At 57.9% G+C, this 15,669-nt stretch carries 22 protein-coding genes, 1 pseudogene and 1 riboswitch; of the genes and pseudogenes, 11 read left to right on the top strand and 12 right to left on the bottom strand.

Features of this window, described 5'->3' with window-relative positions:
- Window positions 1–19 precede the first annotated feature (19 nt).
- A complete protein-coding gene (gene gcvT, locus G6L97_RS05485; RefSeq protein WP_111783086.1) occupies window positions 20–1,159 on the bottom strand; it encodes a glycine cleavage system aminomethyltransferase GcvT in 1,140 nt (379 codons plus the stop codon).
- Between the two features lie 154 nt (window positions 1,160–1,313).
- Window positions 1,314–1,401: riboswitch (glycine riboswitch) on the bottom strand.
- A gap of 124 nt (window positions 1,402–1,525) precedes the next feature.
- Window positions 1,526–1,711 carry a DUF3008 family protein gene (locus G6L97_RS05490; RefSeq protein WP_003496099.1) on the bottom strand — a complete coding sequence of 62 codons (186 nt, stop codon included), beginning with the start codon at window positions 1,709–1,711 and terminating at the stop codon, window positions 1,526–1,528.
- A 173-nt stretch (window positions 1,712–1,884) separates the two neighbouring features.
- On the opposite strand from G6L97_RS05490, the gene G6L97_RS05495 reads away from it, so the two are divergent.
- Window positions 1,885–2,265 (top strand): hypothetical protein, encoded by a 381-nt coding sequence (locus G6L97_RS05495; protein ID WP_111783085.1) that lies wholly within the window; start codon window positions 1,885–1,887, stop codon window positions 2,263–2,265.
- An 88-nt stretch (window positions 2,266–2,353) separates the two neighbouring features.
- Complete coding sequence (locus tag G6L97_RS05500) at window positions 2,354–3,343, top strand: copper chaperone PCu(A)C (protein ID WP_019565561.1); 990 nt, start codon at window positions 2,354–2,356, stop codon at window positions 3,341–3,343.
- Between the two features lie 62 nt (window positions 3,344–3,405).
- On the opposite strand, the gene G6L97_RS05505 is transcribed toward G6L97_RS05500, so the two are convergent.
- Together G6L97_RS05505 and G6L97_RS05510 are read right to left on the bottom strand one after the other, a co-directional pair.
- Entirely contained in the window at window positions 3,406–3,834 is a 429-nt protein-coding gene (locus tag G6L97_RS05505) for a plastocyanin/azurin family copper-binding protein (RefSeq protein WP_003512955.1), read from the bottom strand.
- A 119-nt stretch (window positions 3,835–3,953) separates the two neighbouring features.
- Entirely contained in the window at window positions 3,954–4,244 is a 291-nt protein-coding gene (locus G6L97_RS05510) for a hypothetical protein (protein ID WP_065658277.1), read from the bottom strand.
- A 202-nt stretch (window positions 4,245–4,446) separates the two neighbouring features.
- Between G6L97_RS05510 and crcB the strand changes: the two genes are divergently transcribed.
- The 5 genes from crcB (at window position 4,447) to G6L97_RS05535 (ending at window position 7,929) form a co-directional block, all read left to right on the top strand.
- Window positions 4,447–4,824, top strand: coding sequence for a fluoride efflux transporter CrcB (gene crcB, locus G6L97_RS05515; protein ID WP_013636055.1), 378 nt, complete (start codon window positions 4,447–4,449; stop codon window positions 4,822–4,824).
- 66 nt (window positions 4,825–4,890) lie between these two features.
- Window positions 4,891–5,880, top strand: coding sequence for an RluA family pseudouridine synthase (locus tag G6L97_RS05520; protein ID WP_003512960.1), 990 nt, complete (start codon window positions 4,891–4,893; stop codon window positions 5,878–5,880).
- A gap of 6 nt (window positions 5,881–5,886) precedes the next feature.
- Window positions 5,887–6,555, top strand: coding sequence for an HAD family hydrolase (locus G6L97_RS05525; protein WP_065704597.1), 669 nt, complete (start codon window positions 5,887–5,889; stop codon window positions 6,553–6,555).
- 30 nt (window positions 6,556–6,585) lie between these two features.
- The gene (locus tag G6L97_RS05530) at window positions 6,586–7,380 is read left to right on the top strand and encodes an ATP12 family chaperone protein (RefSeq protein WP_111783083.1); all 795 of its coding nucleotides are present in this window, start codon (window positions 6,586–6,588) and stop codon (window positions 7,378–7,380) included.
- A 60-nt stretch (window positions 7,381–7,440) separates the two neighbouring features.
- A complete protein-coding gene (locus G6L97_RS05535; protein WP_013636057.1) occupies window positions 7,441–7,929 on the top strand; it encodes a hypothetical protein in 489 nt (162 codons plus the stop codon).
- Window positions 7,930–7,953: 24 nt separating this feature from the next.
- Here the strand turns inward: G6L97_RS05535 and G6L97_RS05540 are convergent, their stop codons facing one another.
- Window positions 7,954–8,547 carry a TetR/AcrR family transcriptional regulator gene (locus G6L97_RS05540; protein ID WP_111783082.1) on the bottom strand — a complete coding sequence of 198 codons (594 nt, stop codon included), beginning with the start codon at window positions 8,545–8,547 and terminating at the stop codon, window positions 7,954–7,956.
- A 165-nt stretch (window positions 8,548–8,712) separates the two neighbouring features.
- Here G6L97_RS05540 and G6L97_RS05545 point away from each other — a divergent pair, with 165 nt between their 5' ends.
- Window positions 8,713–9,111 (top strand): RidA family protein, encoded by a 399-nt coding sequence (locus G6L97_RS05545; RefSeq protein ID WP_013636059.1) that lies wholly within the window; start codon window positions 8,713–8,715, stop codon window positions 9,109–9,111.
- A gap of 109 nt (window positions 9,112–9,220) precedes the next feature.
- On the opposite strand, the gene fghA is transcribed toward G6L97_RS05545, so the two are convergent.
- The 3 genes from fghA to G6L97_RS05560 are packed head-to-tail and all read right to left on the bottom strand — an operon-like array spanning window position 9,221 to window position 11,228.
- The gene (gene fghA, locus G6L97_RS05550; protein WP_111783081.1) at window positions 9,221–10,054 is read right to left on the bottom strand and encodes an S-formylglutathione hydrolase; all 834 of its coding nucleotides are present in this window, start codon (window positions 10,052–10,054) and stop codon (window positions 9,221–9,223) included.
- A 33-nt stretch (window positions 10,055–10,087) separates the two neighbouring features.
- Window positions 10,088–10,747, bottom strand: coding sequence for a DUF1345 domain-containing protein (locus G6L97_RS05555; RefSeq protein WP_013636061.1), 660 nt, complete (start codon window positions 10,745–10,747; stop codon window positions 10,088–10,090).
- Window positions 10,748–10,772: 25 nt separating this feature from the next.
- A complete protein-coding gene (locus G6L97_RS05560; RefSeq protein ID WP_003512976.1) occupies window positions 10,773–11,228 on the bottom strand; it encodes a YaiI/YqxD family protein in 456 nt (151 codons plus the stop codon).
- 166 nt (window positions 11,229–11,394) lie between these two features.
- On the opposite strand from G6L97_RS05560, the gene G6L97_RS05565 reads away from it, so the two are divergent.
- Window positions 11,395–11,847: a DUF5680 domain-containing protein gene (locus G6L97_RS05565; protein ID WP_111783080.1), complete on the top strand. Its 453-nt coding sequence runs from the start codon at window positions 11,395–11,397 to the stop codon at window positions 11,845–11,847.
- A gap of 64 nt (window positions 11,848–11,911) precedes the next feature.
- Here the strand turns inward: G6L97_RS05565 and G6L97_RS05570 are convergent, their stop codons facing one another.
- Window positions 11,912–12,568, bottom strand: coding sequence for a peroxiredoxin (locus tag G6L97_RS05570; RefSeq protein ID WP_111783079.1), 657 nt, complete (start codon window positions 12,566–12,568; stop codon window positions 11,912–11,914).
- 268 nt (window positions 12,569–12,836) lie between these two features.
- Between G6L97_RS05570 and G6L97_RS05575 the strand changes: the two genes are divergently transcribed.
- Window positions 12,837–13,487, top strand: coding sequence for a glutathione S-transferase family protein (locus tag G6L97_RS05575; RefSeq protein ID WP_065704583.1), 651 nt, complete (start codon window positions 12,837–12,839; stop codon window positions 13,485–13,487).
- Between the two features lie 65 nt (window positions 13,488–13,552).
- A pseudogene (locus G6L97_RS05580) lies at window positions 13,553–13,738 on the top strand (pyridoxamine 5'-phosphate oxidase family protein); the annotation flags it as partial.
- Here G6L97_RS05580 and G6L97_RS05585 read toward each other — a convergent pair.
- Genes G6L97_RS05585 through G6L97_RS05595 form a run of 3 tightly spaced genes read right to left on the bottom strand, consistent with a single transcriptional unit; the run spans window position 13,739 to window position 15,666 of the window.
- Complete coding sequence (locus G6L97_RS05585; RefSeq protein WP_111783078.1) at window positions 13,739–14,380, bottom strand: cytochrome b; 642 nt, start codon at window positions 14,378–14,380, stop codon at window positions 13,739–13,741. It abuts the pseudogene before it with no gap.
- A gap of 3 nt (window positions 14,381–14,383) precedes the next feature.
- The gene (locus tag G6L97_RS05590; protein WP_111783077.1) at window positions 14,384–15,163 is read right to left on the bottom strand and encodes an anti-sigma factor family protein; all 780 of its coding nucleotides are present in this window, start codon (window positions 15,161–15,163) and stop codon (window positions 14,384–14,386) included.
- A complete protein-coding gene (locus G6L97_RS05595; RefSeq protein ID WP_111783076.1) occupies window positions 15,160–15,666 on the bottom strand; it encodes a sigma-70 family RNA polymerase sigma factor in 507 nt (168 codons plus the stop codon). The genes G6L97_RS05590 and G6L97_RS05595 overlap by 4 nt, the downstream gene beginning before the upstream one ends.
- Window positions 15,667–15,669: the final 3 nt, after the last annotated feature.

Below are 15,669 nucleotides of genomic sequence, written 5' to 3' on the forward strand. Positions count from 1 at the left end.
TCCGGAGATGGGATGAAGATTATCGTTTGTAGGTAGGCTTGATGAAGGGCAGGGCAGCGACGGTGACGGGCAGATATTTGCCGCGCACTTCCGCAAAGATCGCCGTGCCGGGAGCAGTATGGGCCGCAGGGACGTAACCCATGGCAACGGGACCTTCGACCGACGGACCGAAGCCGCCGGAAGTCACTTCGCCGATTTCCGTCTTGCCTTCGGCATCCGCGAAAAGCTTGGAATGACCGCGCACCGGTGCCTTGCCCTCTGGCTTCAGGCCGACGCGACGACGCGATGTGCCGTCCTTGAGTTCACCGAGAATACGCTCTGCCCCAGGGAAACCGCCTTCGCGATCACCACCGGCGCGGCGCGCCTTCTGGATCGCCCATTCAAGCGAGGCTTCGATGGGGGAGGTCGTTGTATCGATATCGTTGCCGTAGAGACAAAGGCCAGCTTCAAGACGCAGGCTATCGCGCGCTCCAAGCCCGATCGGCTCGCAATCAGGGTGCTCAAGCAGGGCCTTGGCGATCTCTTCCGCCTTTTCGGCAGGCACGGAGATTTCAAAACCATCCTCGCCGGAATAACCGGAACGGGAAACGATGCAGGGAACGTCGTGCAGCGGAACTTCCAGCACGTCCATGAACTTCATTTCGGAAACACCGGCCCAAAGCTCGGCCAGAACCGCTTCCGCGCGTGGCCCCTGAAGCGCAATCAGCGCTCGATCATCGAGAAGGGTAATGTCGCAAGTGTCAGAAAGATGCGCCTTCATATGGGCGACATCAGCGTCCTTGCACGCCGCGTTGACGACGACGAAAAGGTGATCGCCACGATTCGTGATCATCAGATCATCGAGGATGCAGCCGTTTTCATCGGTGAAGAAACCGTAACGCTGGCGGCCTTCCTTTAGGCCGAGAATGTCAACCGGCACCAGTTTTTCAAGCGCGATTGCAGCGTCGGCATTGTTGCCCGACTTCGCCTTCACGATAACCTGGCCCATGTGGGACACGTCGAAGAGGCCAGCAGAGGTACGGGTCTGAAGATGTTCCTTCAGCACGCCCGCCGGATATTGTACCGGCATGTCGTAACCGGCGAAAGGCACCATGCGGGCGCCAAGGGAAACATGCAGGGAATGGAGCGGCGTGATTTTAAGCTCGGCGGTATCGTCCAAGGACGCCTCCAGGGTTGCGCGAAAGATCGCGCGGGCTCAGGTCATGACGCGAAAAACGCGCCGGGTTCAAGAGCCCCCTCTGTCCTTGTCGCCTGAGATTGTTATCCCTTCGGCGAGCCGTCCTTATGAAAGGTGGCTTCTCTCCAGAGTTCCGTCGTCACCGGTGGTCCTTTTGCCTGAGAGTTTCCGGGGCGGTTGCTCCTTCGGCACCGCAATGAAGCGGTTTCTCCCAACGATGATGCGAGGCTCATTATCTTCGAAGCCCGGTCATTGGCAAGGACGAAATGACGCATCTGAACAGATTTTTGCTCCATCTGCGCCATCGCTGGCTAGATACACGGCGAGTTCCATGCACGAAGCGTGCCGTCAGTCTGATTTTTTCTCCGGCAGACCCTTGCGCTTTGTCGACGCCAGTTCATCAAGTTCCTTTTCTGTCATGGACTTCTCCATGCTTTTTGAAGCACCTTGTAAACTGGATTTCTTGACTTCACCGCGTTTGGCGGCCAGCGCCGCACCTGCGGCTTTCTGCTGGGCTTTCGATTTGGCTGGCATGTCGGTACTCCTTCCGAAACGATCCGTATTGGAAAGGAAATGCCGCCCTGTATCGATTGTTCCTTTGAGCGATTGGGCCTGCGGCAAATTTCCCCTTTGAAATCGGAAGGAAAGAGGGGTATCGCCAGAAGATGGACGCAAATCGAAAACGACCGCTGACAAGGGTGGAGAAAATGCTTCGCATTTTCTGCGCGCTTTTGATGTTGTCGCTTGGTTTTGCCCACAAGCCCGCGCTCGCCGCGGCACCTGCCGTTCTTCTGGATGAGAGTTACCGGCTGCCGGACGGCACCTTTGCCGAAATCTGCCTTGGCCACAGCGGCGGGGTAAATGCCTCGCACCCCAATGACGGCCCCGCCCATTCAAGCGATGCGATCCTGTTTTGCGAGGCCTGCCTGCTGGCCTCGTCCATTCTCTTGCCGGTGCCCGATGCGGCCGGCTGGCTGAGGACGGAATTCGCCTGGCTCGACAATCGCCTGACCGCGGAATGGGGCTTTCACTCGGTCCAGACGATCCGCAAACCGTCCGCACGCGGCCCGCCATCCCTGTCCGCCTGACCTCTTCGTTTCACAGGATCATCGCCGCCGGGTGGCGGCACGGAGCAGCTGCCCGGGCCAATGGCGCCGCAGTCGCAAGGACAAACAAATGAAAACCACCAAGATCATCACCTGCACCCTGTTCGTCGCCTCCGTCTCGACGGCGCAGGCCTTCGCCCATACGACCTTCGTTGACGGTTCGGCCGAACAGGAAAGCACCATCGTTGCCGCACTTCAGGTGCCGCATGGCTGCGATGGCGGACTTGCCACCACAGAAGTGCAGATCAAGCTGCCGGAAGGCTTCATCACTGCCAAGCCGCAGCCCAAGGCCGGTTGGGACCTTGAGGTCATCAAGGGCGACTATCAGAAAGCCTACAAGAACCACGGAAAGGACATCAAAAGCGGCGCGGTCGAAATCCGCTGGAAGGGCGGCAATCTGCCGGATGAATTCTATGACACCTTTGCCGTTCAGGGAAAAATCTCCGGCATAGAGGCCGGGCAGGACCTTCCCTTCAAGGTGACGCAGCTTTGCGGCGACAAAGGCAAGGTTTCCTGGGACGAGGTGGCGGCCGCAGGCGTCGATCCGCATTCGTTGAAAAGCCCGGCGCCGACCATCCGCGTTACCGCAAAAGCCCATGCCGGCGGGCATGACCATTCCGCTATGGCCATGGATATGGATATGGACGTGGTGAAGGCTGGCAGTCTCGAGCTCTCGGCTGGCGCGACAAAGGCCATGCTGCCCGGTCAGCCCGTGGGCGGCGGTTATGTGACGATCAAGAATACCGGTTCCAGCGACGACAAGCTGATCGGCGTCGAATCCTCCGCCGCCGGCCGTGCGGAAATTCACGAAATGGCCATGGTCAACGACGTCATGAAGATGCGCAAGCTGGATGACGGCATCGTCATTCCCGCCGGCGAGACAGTGGAGCTGAAGCCCGGCGGCCTGCACATGATGTTCTTCAACGTGAAGAAGCCGTTCGCCGAAGGCGACAAGGTGCCGGTGACGCTGATCTTTGAAAAGGCTGGCAAGGTCGAGATTGTGCTTTCCGCAGGCTCGGCCAAGGGTGGTGACGACAAGAACGCTCACCAGCACAACTGACGCAAAAAAGAGGCTGCCGGAACGCAATACTCATCCGGCAGCCTCAGCTTGTTCGACCAATATTATTTTGTAACAGTCAGCTTGGCCTGCATACCCGCTTCGTAGTGACCTTTTATGTTGCATAAGAGGAGATATGTGCCGGGCGTAAGCTTTGCCTTGAGCTGACCATCGCCGCCGGGCTTCAGGTCGGCCACTTCGCCAAGACTTTTAAGCTGTTTTTCATCGACACGGTGTTTCGCGGTATTGAGCGGTATTTTTTCGTCTGCAGACTTCAGCTTGACGAGCACCATTTCGTGCTGCTCGCTCATGGCATCGTTATGCACATGAAACACGGCTTCACCGGCTTTGACCGTCGTCTGGTCCATAACGAGTGTCATTGGTCCGCCACCTTCACCGCCTTCGGTGACCTTGATGGTCGTGGCCGCGAAAGCCGGCGCCGAAACAAGGAGCGCGATCGTGGTGGCTGTGACGTGACGGGCAATAGAAATCATGATCTTCCTCCAGTTGGTACCGAAGGACTAAAATTTGAATCTGACAACAACCTGAACGCGCAAAATGCGCACCAAAAAACTTACAAATCGATTTAATAAGTATGGATATCAAATTGGTATTATAAGTTTTTATTGGATTGGTTTTCCTCGTAGGCCTGCACGGCCTGATCGAGTGTTGTCTGGGGGGCGTTGCGATGGCTGGCGCTTGTCAGGAAATAGAGGGTCAAGGCCGGCGGCTTGATGGCGGTGAGCAAGGCTCTCAACTGGAAATCGTCTCCCTGTTCGGCCTTGCGCGCCAATTCGTGAATGGCTTCCTCAACCTCGCTTCTGCGCGATACACGCTGCGACGGCTTCACGGCCTCCAGTGCGTAGGCCGCAGTGTTTGCAGAAACGGAAAGAACCTGTGTCATCCAACCTCCGGCCATCCTTCGCCGACCCGTAAAACCGCAGATTAGCAGCTGCGTCTTGTTGGAAGCCTAAATCGCGGACGTGCAATTTAATCGAGTTTTAATCGAAAAAAGGTCGGGACGAGGGGGTTTCACCACCCGTGGCTATGTTCTAGAAAACGTCTTCAACAGACCCGTCGGGTATTTCTCCGGAGACATTCCCCAAATGCTGAATATCGCTCTTGTCGCAGCAGGCGGCGCAATCGGTTCGGTTTTCCGCTATCTCGTGGGTCTGTTGAGTGTGCGCCTTGTGGGTATGACTTTCCCTTGGGGAACGCTGGCGGTGAATGTGGTCGGATCCTTTCTCATCGGTTTCCTGGTTGAGCTTGTTGCAAGGCGGCTGAACGCGTCCATGGAGATGCGTCTGTTTCTGGTCACCGGCGTTCTCGGTGGCTTCACCACCTTTTCGTCCTTCTCGCTGGATGCGGTAGCGCTTTTCGAACGCGGCGCGCTCGGCCTTTCAGCGGTTTACATCACGGCAAGCCTGGTGGTTTCCATCGCGGCGGTTTTCGCCGGGCTGGCCTTGGGCCGCAGTTTGTTCTAAAGGCTTGCTCCAAACGGTGCGCCGGATAACAGGGCGCGCGATCAAGACAGAGAGACTGGAAATTTCATGGCAGGTATCGAGCATATCAAGGTCGAGGCCGACGAGGCCGGTATGCGCCTCGATCGCTGGTTCAAGATTCACTATCCGGGTCTGGGGTTCGGGCAGCTGCAAAAGCTTCTGCGCTCAGGACAGGTGCGTGTGGACGGCGGCCGGGTGAAGACGGACGCACGGGTGCAGCCGGGACAGATGGTGCGTGTGCCGCCTGTTGATTCCGACCTCAAGGTCAAAAGCGGACCGATCGGATCCAGGGACCTCAAACATTCGGCAGACGGCGAACTTCTGGCGCGCATGCTGCTGCATGAGGACGACAAGGTTCTGGTGTTCAACAAGCCGGCCGGCATTGCCGTTCAGGGCGGATCGGGTGTCAACCGTCACATCGACGGGCTTCTGGAAGCGTGGACCAGCCCGAAGGGCGAAAAGCCGCGTCTGGTGCACCGTCTGGACCGTGACACGTCGGGCGTGCTGGTGGTGGCCCGCACCCGAGGTGCTGCACAGAAGCTGACGGCCGCTTTCCGCGAGCGCGATACCAAGAAGACCTATTGGGCGCTGGTTCGCGGCGTACCACGCAAGCATCAGGACAAGATTTCCACCTGGCTGGTCAAGGAACAGACCCCCGACGGCGACCGCATGCGCATTGCCAAGCACGGCGAAGAGGGGGCAGATCACGCCATTTCCTACTACCGTGTTATCGATACCGCTGCGCAGAACCTCGCCTGGCTGGAAATGGAGCCCTATACCGGCCGTACCCACCAGCTGCGCGTTCACGCACTGCATATGGGGCACCCGATCATCGGCGATCCGAAATATTACATCGATGATCCGAACTGGGATTTTCCGGGCGGTGTACAAAAGCGTCTGCACCTGCATGCACGCCATATCGACATTCCGCACCCGAATGGCGGCCGGCTTCGCGTCAGCGCGCCTTTGCCACCGCATATGGTACAGACTTGGAACCTGCTCGGCCTCGACGTGGCCGATGGCGACAGGGAAGGCTGATATCAGATGAAACTCGTTCTTTTCGATTGTGACGGCACGCTGGTCGACAGCGCCGGCCTTATCCATGCCGTCATGGTCGATACCTTTGCCGATTTCGGAAAGCCACGGCCTGATATTGCGCAGACCAAGGCAATTATCGGCCTGACGCTCGACATCGCCATCGCCCGCATGCTCGGTAAGGCGCATGTGGATGACGAGGCGCGCGCGATGACTGAGCGCTATCGGGAAATCTATCACCCGATCCGCGCCCGACCTGGCATGATCGAGCCGCTGTTCGACGGTATCGCGCCCTTAATCGACACGCTCGCCAGGCGGGATGAGGTGCTGATCGGCGCGGTCACCGGCAAGGGCCGTCGCGGGTTGACCCATATTCTCGAAACGCATGGTTTTGCCGAGCATTTCATCGTGTCGCGCACGGCGGATGATTGCCCTTCCAAGCCGCATCCGGCCATGGTGATGGAATGTTGCCATGAAACCGGCATGGTTCCGGCCGACACTGTCGTCATCGGCGATGCTATCTATGACATGCAGATGGCAAAGGCCGCCGGCGCAAAGGCCATCGGCGTTGCTTGGGGCTACGCCTCGGTCGATGATCTCTGGAAGGCGGGCGCAGACGCCGTCGTCAGCCATCCAAGCGAAGTTCCGGCCCATGTTCCTGCCGATATTCTTGAATGATCCTTTCTATTCGACTGATGAGGACGTGCCATGCGTGATCTCCTGAACGACCTTTCGGAAGGCCTCAGCCACCCCGATCCGATCCTTCGCGCCCAAATCCAGATGCAGCGGCCCCTGCCGAAACGTTTCTATAAGGACGTTACCGTTGCTGACGTGGAAGACGGCGGCTTCACCATCCATCTCGATGGCAAACCTTTGCGCACGCCCGCCAAGAAGCCGCTTGTCTTGCCATCGAAGGCGCTTGCGGATCAGCTTCGCGATGAATGGGATGCGCAGAAAGAAGTGGTGAACCCGGTCGTCATGCCGGTCTCCCGGCATGTGAACACCGCCATCGACGGCATCGCCAGCGATACCCAGGCGGTTTTCGAGGACATACTGCGCTTTTCCTCTTCCGATCTCCTGTGCTACCGCGCAGGTCAACCGGAAGCGCTTGTGGCGCGGCAGGCGGACCATTGGGATCCGGTGATCGACTGGGCGGCCAATGTTCTCGGCGCACGCTTCACTCTCGTCGAAGGCGTCATGCATCGCGATCAGCCTCGGGAAGCCGTTGCAGCCTTTGCCGTGACGCTCAAAAAATACGATACGCCGATCGCGCTTGCCGCCCTGCACACCATGACGTCGCTGACCGGCTCCGCCATTCTGGCGCTGGCACTGGCGGAAGGGCAGCTGACGCTGGAGGAAACCTGGGCGCTGGCTCATCTTGACGAGGACTGGACCGCCGAACATTGGGGCGAGGACGAGGAGGCGCTGGAGCGCCGCGCCACTAGGCTCATCGACATGCGTGCAGCACTCAACGTTCTGGAGGCGTTGAAGAGCGCGCCTTAACGCTTTTCTAACCCTGATGACCGAATATGCGGTTACCTCACGTTAGGGGAGCCGCAGATCATGAACACTCGATTGAAACGCCTTGGCATTGTTGTGCTGGCGTGTTTCACGCTCATGTCTTTCAGGCTGGAACCGGAGGCGACCAATGCCGACCGGCTGCTTTATGATGTGCGCGGCGCCTTTGTAGCGGCACGGCCGGATGTAGCGCCAGCATTGATGCAATCCATTCATGCGCAACTACAGAATGCCATCAAAACGACGGCACGCGGCGAAATCAGACCGCGCGTTGTGCTGACCATTCGCCTCGCATCCGTCACCCGCGGCCCCTTCCTGTTTGGAGAACGGGCATCGGCCCGTGTCATCGTTCGTGCGGCCGCGGTGGCGACGGGCGAGGTTATCGCCGAGGCCAAATTCACAGCCACCGTCGTCAGCTTCGACAATCAGTCGATCGAGCAGGATCTCGCTTACGGCGTCGCGGAGCGCGTGATCCGCGAGTTCCGGCTGAGCCGACCCGGACCGACAACGCTGGCGACGGCGTTGTTTCCGTGAACAAGTATGGTTTCCAGATAGAGTTTAAACTGGTTTCACAAGAAGGCCGGTGGCCATGGACTGGAAAGCCTCGACAGCCTTCGGCAGCACCTTCACGGGATCGTCACTGGCGGCGATCCATAGCGCAGCATTAAGTGCAGCGCCGCTTAGAAGCCGAGCCGCAGCTTCCGCATCGACTGACTTGATGACCCCTTGTTCGATGAGGCTCTGAACCGTTCGCTTGGTCGCGTGCAGACAACTGCTCTGGCTAGGCCACTGCGACGGATCACCCAATACCGCAGGCCCGTCGAGCAGAACGATGCGTTGTACTTCCGGATCAAGCGCCATTTCGATATAGGCGGCGCCCTCGGCGAGCAAACCTTGCCAATCGTCCTCGGCCAATGCCCCGATCTCTTGAGCACGAGACGCCATTTCAGAATCGATCTGATCGACCACCGCCGCCAGCAGCCCACGCTTATCTCCGAAATTGTGATAAAGCGCCCCACGCGTCAGACCAACCTCAGCGGTCAACTCGTCCATTGATGCGGAAGAGTATCCCTTTTCGGCGAAAATCTTTCGTGCAGCCGCGATCAGTTTTACGCGATTTTCCTCCATCGTTTCCGCGCGTCGTTTCGCCATTCTCTCCTCAATTTTACATACGTGACGTATATGGGTTGACATACGGCATGTATGTCACCAAATTCAAATACGCACCGTATATCAAATATGGCGTTGTGTGAAGCTCTTGAAGCGTAACGTTCCGCCCAGAGAGTGCACTTGATTACAAAGAAGAGAGATTTAAAAATGGCGAAGCGCGAAGCAATCTTTCCCGCAAACAGACATGCTCTTTACGAGGAGCACGGCTATTCGGCGGCTATCCGATCCGGGGACCTTCTGTTCGTTTCCGGGCAGGTGGGCAGCCTTTCCGATGGAACGCCAGAACCCGATTTTGAACGTCAGGTACAATTGGCTTTCGAAAATCTCAAAGCCACGCTGCATGCAGCGGGCTGTACATTTGATGATATTGTCGACGTGACGACATTCCATACGGACCCCGAAAAACAGTTCGGAACCATCATGGCCGTCAAGCAGCAGATTTTCAGCACGAAGCCTTACCCGAACTGGACTGCAATAGGCGTGAACTGGCTCGCGGGCTTCGATTTCGAGATTAAGGTCATCGCCCGCATTCCTTTGGATGCATAAATCTCCGAAAGCCATGGCGAAGACGGCGTACTGAACACGCCGTCACGTCGCTGTTCAAGATGTCGGACGAATCCAAAACCGCGCAGGTTAAGCTTCCCCTTTCGCAGCCTTAGCCAAGTCGCTCGGCATGCCATTTCAGATGGTCATCCATGAAGCTGGAGATGAAATAATAGGAGTGGTCGTAACGCTCGTGCATGCGCAGCGTCAGGCCGATATCGGTTCCTTTGATCGCCTCTTCGAACAGCCACGGACGCAGGCCTTTATCGAGGAAACTGTCGGCCTTGCCCTGGTCGATCAAGAATTCCGGAAAACGGGCGCCGTCTTCGACCAGCGAGCAGGCGTCGTATTGCCGCCATGCGGCACGATCCGTTCCGAGATATTTTTCCAGCGCCGGTTCGGACCAGTCGGCAGAGGAGGGGGCGACGATTGGGGCGAAGGCGGAGCAGCTCTTGAAGCGCTCTGGGTTCTTAAGCGCAATCGTCATGGCGCCATGGCCGCCCATCGAATGGCCGAAAATGCCCTGACGGCTCATATCCGCGCGGAAATGCTGGCCAATGAAGGCTGGCAGCTCTTCCGTCACGTAGCTGTACATATGGTAGTGCTCCGACCAAGGTTCCTGCGTGGCGTCGAGATAAAAGCCCGCGCCCTTGCCCATTTGCCAGTTGGTCACTTCATCAGGCACATCGTTGCCACGCGGGCTGGTATCCGGGCAAACGATGATCAGCCCGAGTTCGGATGCCATGCGGCGATATTCGCCTTTTTCCATGACATTGGCGTGGGTGCAGGTGAGGCCGGAAAGATACCACAGAACCGGGCACGGCTCGCTGATCGCCTTCGGCGGCACATAGACTGCAAAGGTCATCTCGCATTTCAGGGTTTCGGATGGGTGCGAAAATACGCCCTGCATGCCGCCAAAGGCCGTATTTTGCGAGATGATATTCATGAAGCCATTCCTTTATGAAGAGTTTTTTCCGGTTCAGCCCGCAAGCGCGACCGCAGCATTGACCGCCGCTGCTACCAGAACCGTGTTGAAGAAGAAGGAGACGATGGAGTGCAACAGGGTGACCTTGCGCATCGGTGTCGTGGTTACAGCAACATCCGAGGTCTGCGCCGTCATGCCGATGACAACAGCGAAATAGAGGAAGTCGTAACCGCAGGGTTCCTTCGTTGCCGGGAAATCCATGCCGCCGCGATGCTTGCGCTTGCCATCAACGGTTTCTGGACGCCAGTAAAGATGGGCATAGTGCAAGGCGGTCATGGTGTGGATTGTCAGCCACCCGAAAATGACGGAGCCGAAGGCGAGCAGCAGCGTCCAGACGGTTTCGCCGGAATGGTTGAGTGCCTGGAAAAGTGAAACGACGGCGACGGTGGCAGCGATCAGCGTAATGGCGATGATGGCCATTGCCGGCAGGTCATCACTATCGGCATGCGCTTTCAGGTGCTGGGCCGTTAATTTCGGAAGCCGAAAGGCCACCAGCCCGAGATAGGTCAGGAAAAACAGAATGGCTGCAATTTCGATGGCGAGCGGCCGTGCGAATGCCAGCGCCAAGCCAAGGCCGAATGCGCCAACGAAAAGAGCGACGAAGAAAGGCTTATGGCGGCTGTAGGTGTTGCTCTGCGGATTGGCCGGGGTCATGGGCTGAGCCTTCCTGATTACGCGGTCATTTTTTGACACGGCGGCAGAAACGGTCAAGCGTCTCCAGAAAAGCAGACCGGTCGCGCGGCGAGAAAGCCGCGTTATATCCCTTGCTCTCACCGGTTTCGCGCAGGTGTGCGCCAAGGTCGCGCATCGCAGTTGCCATACCGATGTTGGTTTGGTCGAAAACGCGGCCGGTCGGTCCCGTCACCAGCGCGCCCCTGGCAACGCAACGCCCGGCGAGCGGCACATCGGCGGTAATGACGATATCGTTTTCGCCCGCACGCTCCGCAATCCAGTCATCCGCCGCATCGAAACCGGCCGATACGATCACGTTTTTCACCATCGGATCGCGCGACGGGCGCAAACCGGAATTGGCAACGAAAGTCACCTCCAGCCCATGCCGTTCCGCCACCTTGAGAATCTCGGGTTTCACGGGGCAGGCGTCGGCATCGACATAGATTTGCGGGGTCTGCGACATGGGCACTCTTCGAGGATCATTTATGCATCGCTTTTAAGGGCAAACGCTGCGATTACCAAGCCCGCCATCTGTGAAAATATGGCGACAGGCAGGGTAAGGAATACGGTTGCGACCTTCATACAAGTCCAGTATGTTCACTTTATGTTCCTGATGTGAGGTATTCCCGATGCTGGAAGAATTCATCGTGCAGGCCAAGTCCGCCACTTATGTGGGCGGCGGCAACAAATCCTCGACGCCCACCCGCATCGGCTCACACGACCTCGGCTTTCGAAGTGGCGACTGGAACTACATCGATAGCTATTTCGGCGGAACCGACTTCATCGGTCAGGAGGTCGTCTGGCATCAGGGAATTCCACTTTGGGCCATGAATTATTACGGCCGCATCATCCGCCCTGAGCTAATCGACGGCACGGTGGCGGGCGGGGTGATCCAGCGATCGCTTTCCACGCTATACAGGGAAGGGCGCTTCCTCGGCGGCTTCACCCACGAGGTCGAAGACATGATCTATGTCGATACCAATGAGGGCGAATTCCGGACTTTTACCGGCGTGGAGCGCATATATCGGGACAGCGTTGAGGTGTACCGGCTCGACTACCACGGCGGCGTGATAAAGCCGTAGCTGCGCCGCGAGTAAGATCAAACAGGGACGATGGAGATCCATCGCCCCCTTTATCGATTTCAAATCAGCCGGGCTGCTTCGTCTTGCGCAGGTATGGAAGAACAGTGTCATAGGAGCCGAAACGGGCAATCGCATCTTCGTTGGAGACGGCGGCGGTGATAATGACGTCTTCGCCCTGTTTCCAGTTTGCCGGTGTCGCCACCTGATGTTTAGAAGTCAGCTGGATGGAATCGATCGCGCGAAGAATTTCGTCGAAGTTGCGCCCGGTGGTCATCGGGTAGGTGAGGACCAGCTTGATCTTTTTGTCGGGACCGACAACGAAGACGGAGCGCACGGTGGCGTTGTCGGCCGGCGTGCGGCCTTCAGAGCTGTCGCCAGCGCCTGCCGGCAGCATGTCATAGAGCTTCGCGACTTTCAGGTCCTTGTCGCCGATCAGCGGATAATCGACATTAAAGCCGGTCGCGGTGCGGATGTCGTTTTTCCATTTCTCATGGCTTTCGACCGGATCGACCGAAATGCCAATGATCTTGACGCCGCGCTTTTCGAATTCCGGCTGCAGGCCGCCCATCGCGCCGAGTTCCGTGGTGCAGACCGGCGTGAAATTCTTCGGATGTGAAAACAGGACCGCCCAGCTGTCGCCGATCCATTCGTGAAAGCTCACCGGACCGTGTGTGGTCTCGGCGGTGAAATCGGGTGCGATGTCGTTTATACGCAGGCTCATCTGATAGTTTCTCCCTAATGATTTAAATTGAAATCCTGAAGGTTTTGGCAATCCGCGTCCGGCGCAGGAGCTTAGAGTTTTTGCGTGAAATGGCCAGCCCTTTCCACGGCCAACGGCACGCTAATGACCTGTCATTGAAACGTACAAGGATTGTTTTCGCTCTGGCAAACGCCTATTCTGACGCGCCGCCTTTTCCGGCCGGCGCAAAAAGCTGATGCTCGACCACAATGAGCCAATAGTCTCCAAACAGACGCGATGGGGAACAGCAATGACGATCACGATTACCGCTTTTGAACGCTCGCCCGATGGCGGCAAGGGTCTGGCCCGCGACATGCGCGTGCGCTGGGCGCTGGAGGAAGCTGGACTGTCTTACGATGTTCGCCTTCTCTCCTTCAAGGCGATGCGGGAACCTGCGCATCTGGCACTTCAGCCATTCGGACAAATCCCGACCTATGAGGAGGGCGACCTTGTACTGTTCGAATCCGGCGCGATCATTTTCCACATCGCGGAGCGCAATGCCGGCCTATTGCCGCGGGATGTGAATGCGCGGGCACGGGCGATAACCTGGATGTTCGCCGCGCTCAACACGGTGGAGCCGCCAATCGTTGACCGCTCGATTGCCCGGTTTCTGGAGGGCGACAAGAGCTGGTACGAAGAGCGCTTAGCGATGATCGATAAAAATATCAGCAAGCGGCTCGGCGAACTCTCCCGCTGCCTCGGTGACGACGACTGGCTCGACGGTGCGTTCAGCGCTGGAGATCTGTTGATGATATCGGTGCTGCAAAGGATAAAAAGCTCAGGCATCCTCGACGAATATCCAAACCTTTCAGCCTATGTGGCTCGCGGTGAGGCGCGTCCGGCCTATCAACGCGCCTTTGCCGACCAGCTTGCCGTCTTCAAGGCCGCCTCGACCGCTTGAACGTCGGTGAATAGCGAGGGCCTTAGGTAAGAACCCACTACACTGTCTGTACAGGACTGCCCGCCATGCATTGCGCCAAGGCGTTTCGGCGGTCTCATTTGTGGAGCCCGTATCATTTTCAGGATCGCTCCGAGATGCCGTCGCTCATCAAAATCATCCTTGACGAAACGACGGGGGCGCCCAGCAACAAGGATGAGATGCGGAAATTGGATGACGATCTGGAAAAGGACTACCAGAGAACACTTTATTAGCTATTTTCGAGGGGAGGCGGTGCGGCTCCTGTTATCTGCAGCAGCCCTGAAAGGGATCATGCGCCGAAGCGTTGGATCTTTGCGGACGAAATGGTGCCACAGCGCTGCTGCCACATGAAGAACGACGATAACTGCGGCAAGATAGGCCAGAGTGGCGTGAACCTCAGTCCAGAAGGCCTCGGCTTGGTCGGAGATCGCCATGGGTAGTCCTGGCATGACGACAAGATCAAAGACATAACTGGGGATCTGCAGAGGAGACGTCGACGCGACGGCCCAACCGGCAAGGGGAACGGCGAGAGTAAGGAACAGCAGCGCGGCGTGAGCCGACCGTGCGGCCAACCTCGAAGCCATCCCTTCACCATCCAGAGCCCGCGGTTTCCTGCTGAAAATCGACCAGATGAAGCGGGGGGCGGCGAGGGCCAGAACCAGAAACCCAATCGACTTGTGATACTGAAAAAGATTGAACTGAAGCACCGGATCGATGTCGCGGCTCATGAGATATCCCAGCGCAAGCTGCGCGAGGAATAGGAGCGCGATCGTCCAATGGAAAACGATCGCCACCAAACCAAAGGAGGCGGGCGTGTTTCGCCATCTCCTTACGCCCCCCGTCGCTCTATCGGAATGACCCTTGAGATATTGCATCGGCTAACTCAGCTGTTGATAGGTGTCTTTGGCAATAGCCTCCATGCGGTCGGACGGCAGGCTGCCGACCAGAGCGCAGCGGATTGTTTCGTCATCCCAGGACACTGTTTCCAGCGCGTCGACATTGGAGCGCCGCATGGCGGTATCGCTCGTTTCAGCCGCGGCCACGATGTAAAGAGTGACACGCTCCCCACTTTTGTCTTCGTACATCAGCTGAGCTGCGGCGCCTTCGGAACTGGGCAGCACCCGGCCGCCGACAAGGGACAAGCCATGGCGGCTGAGGTCCGGCACGTTCAGTTTACGGTCGAGCCGTTTTGACAGCCATTTCGGCAGACTGGAACCGTTCTCGGCATCAGCCCGAACTTCGACCGGGTGCAGAACCTCGCTAGCAAACAACTTGTGCGCCTGCGTCGCATCCGCCACAATGGAATGGGCAGGTGCCTCGACCTCCGACACAAGTCCGCGCCCGAACCAGCCACCTGTCAGTCCAACTGCCAGAACGAGAACGGAAGCCGCTGCCAGATTGCGCCAATTTGCACGCTCCGATCGCAAGCGCCGCTCCATCCGATAAACATCGAGGCGCTCGGGTAAAACATCGATATCAGCAGGGCGATAGAGAGCCGTAAGTGTCGCATTCTGCCGCTGCCATATCTCGACCTTGCGCGCATCGGCCGGATTGGAGGCGAGGTGGGAGCGAACGGCATCACGTCGCTGGTCTTCGAGCTGCCCGTCGACATAGGATATCAGATCGGCTTCGGTTATCTGCGGCTCGTTGCCAGTCATTTTATCACCTTGAGATTTGGCTGGTCTTCCTGGGTCATACGGGCCAAGGCTGTTCGGGCGCGCCCCAGACGGGACATCAAAGTGCCCAACGGAATTTCCAGAACCTTTGCCGCTTCCGCATAACTCAGACCTTCGACGACGACGAGGAGGAGGGCCTCACGGTGTTCGCCTGACAGTTTTTCGATGGCACGGGCCATTTCGGCAAGCGCGATCCGGCCCGTCTGCGGCGCCGGCACAAACATCTGTTCGGCAACATCATCAATCGGGATTTGCGAGGGCCGGCGGTTTCTGCCGCGCAGATTGTTGCGGTAAACGTTGACCAGCACCCGGTACAACCATGGACGTAACGGCGCCTGCGGCCGCCACAGCGCCTTTTTGCGGATGGCTCTTTCCAAACAGTCCTGAACGAGATCGTCAGCCGTGTCACGGTCGTGCGTGAGCGCATTCGCATAACGTCGAAGCGCCGGTATGCAACTTGTGATCTCGTCAAGAAAATCAGGCATCGG

The organism is Agrobacterium tumefaciens (assembly GCF_013318015.2).
GTDB classification, from domain to species: domain Bacteria; phylum Pseudomonadota; class Alphaproteobacteria; order Rhizobiales; family Rhizobiaceae; genus Agrobacterium; species Agrobacterium tumefaciens.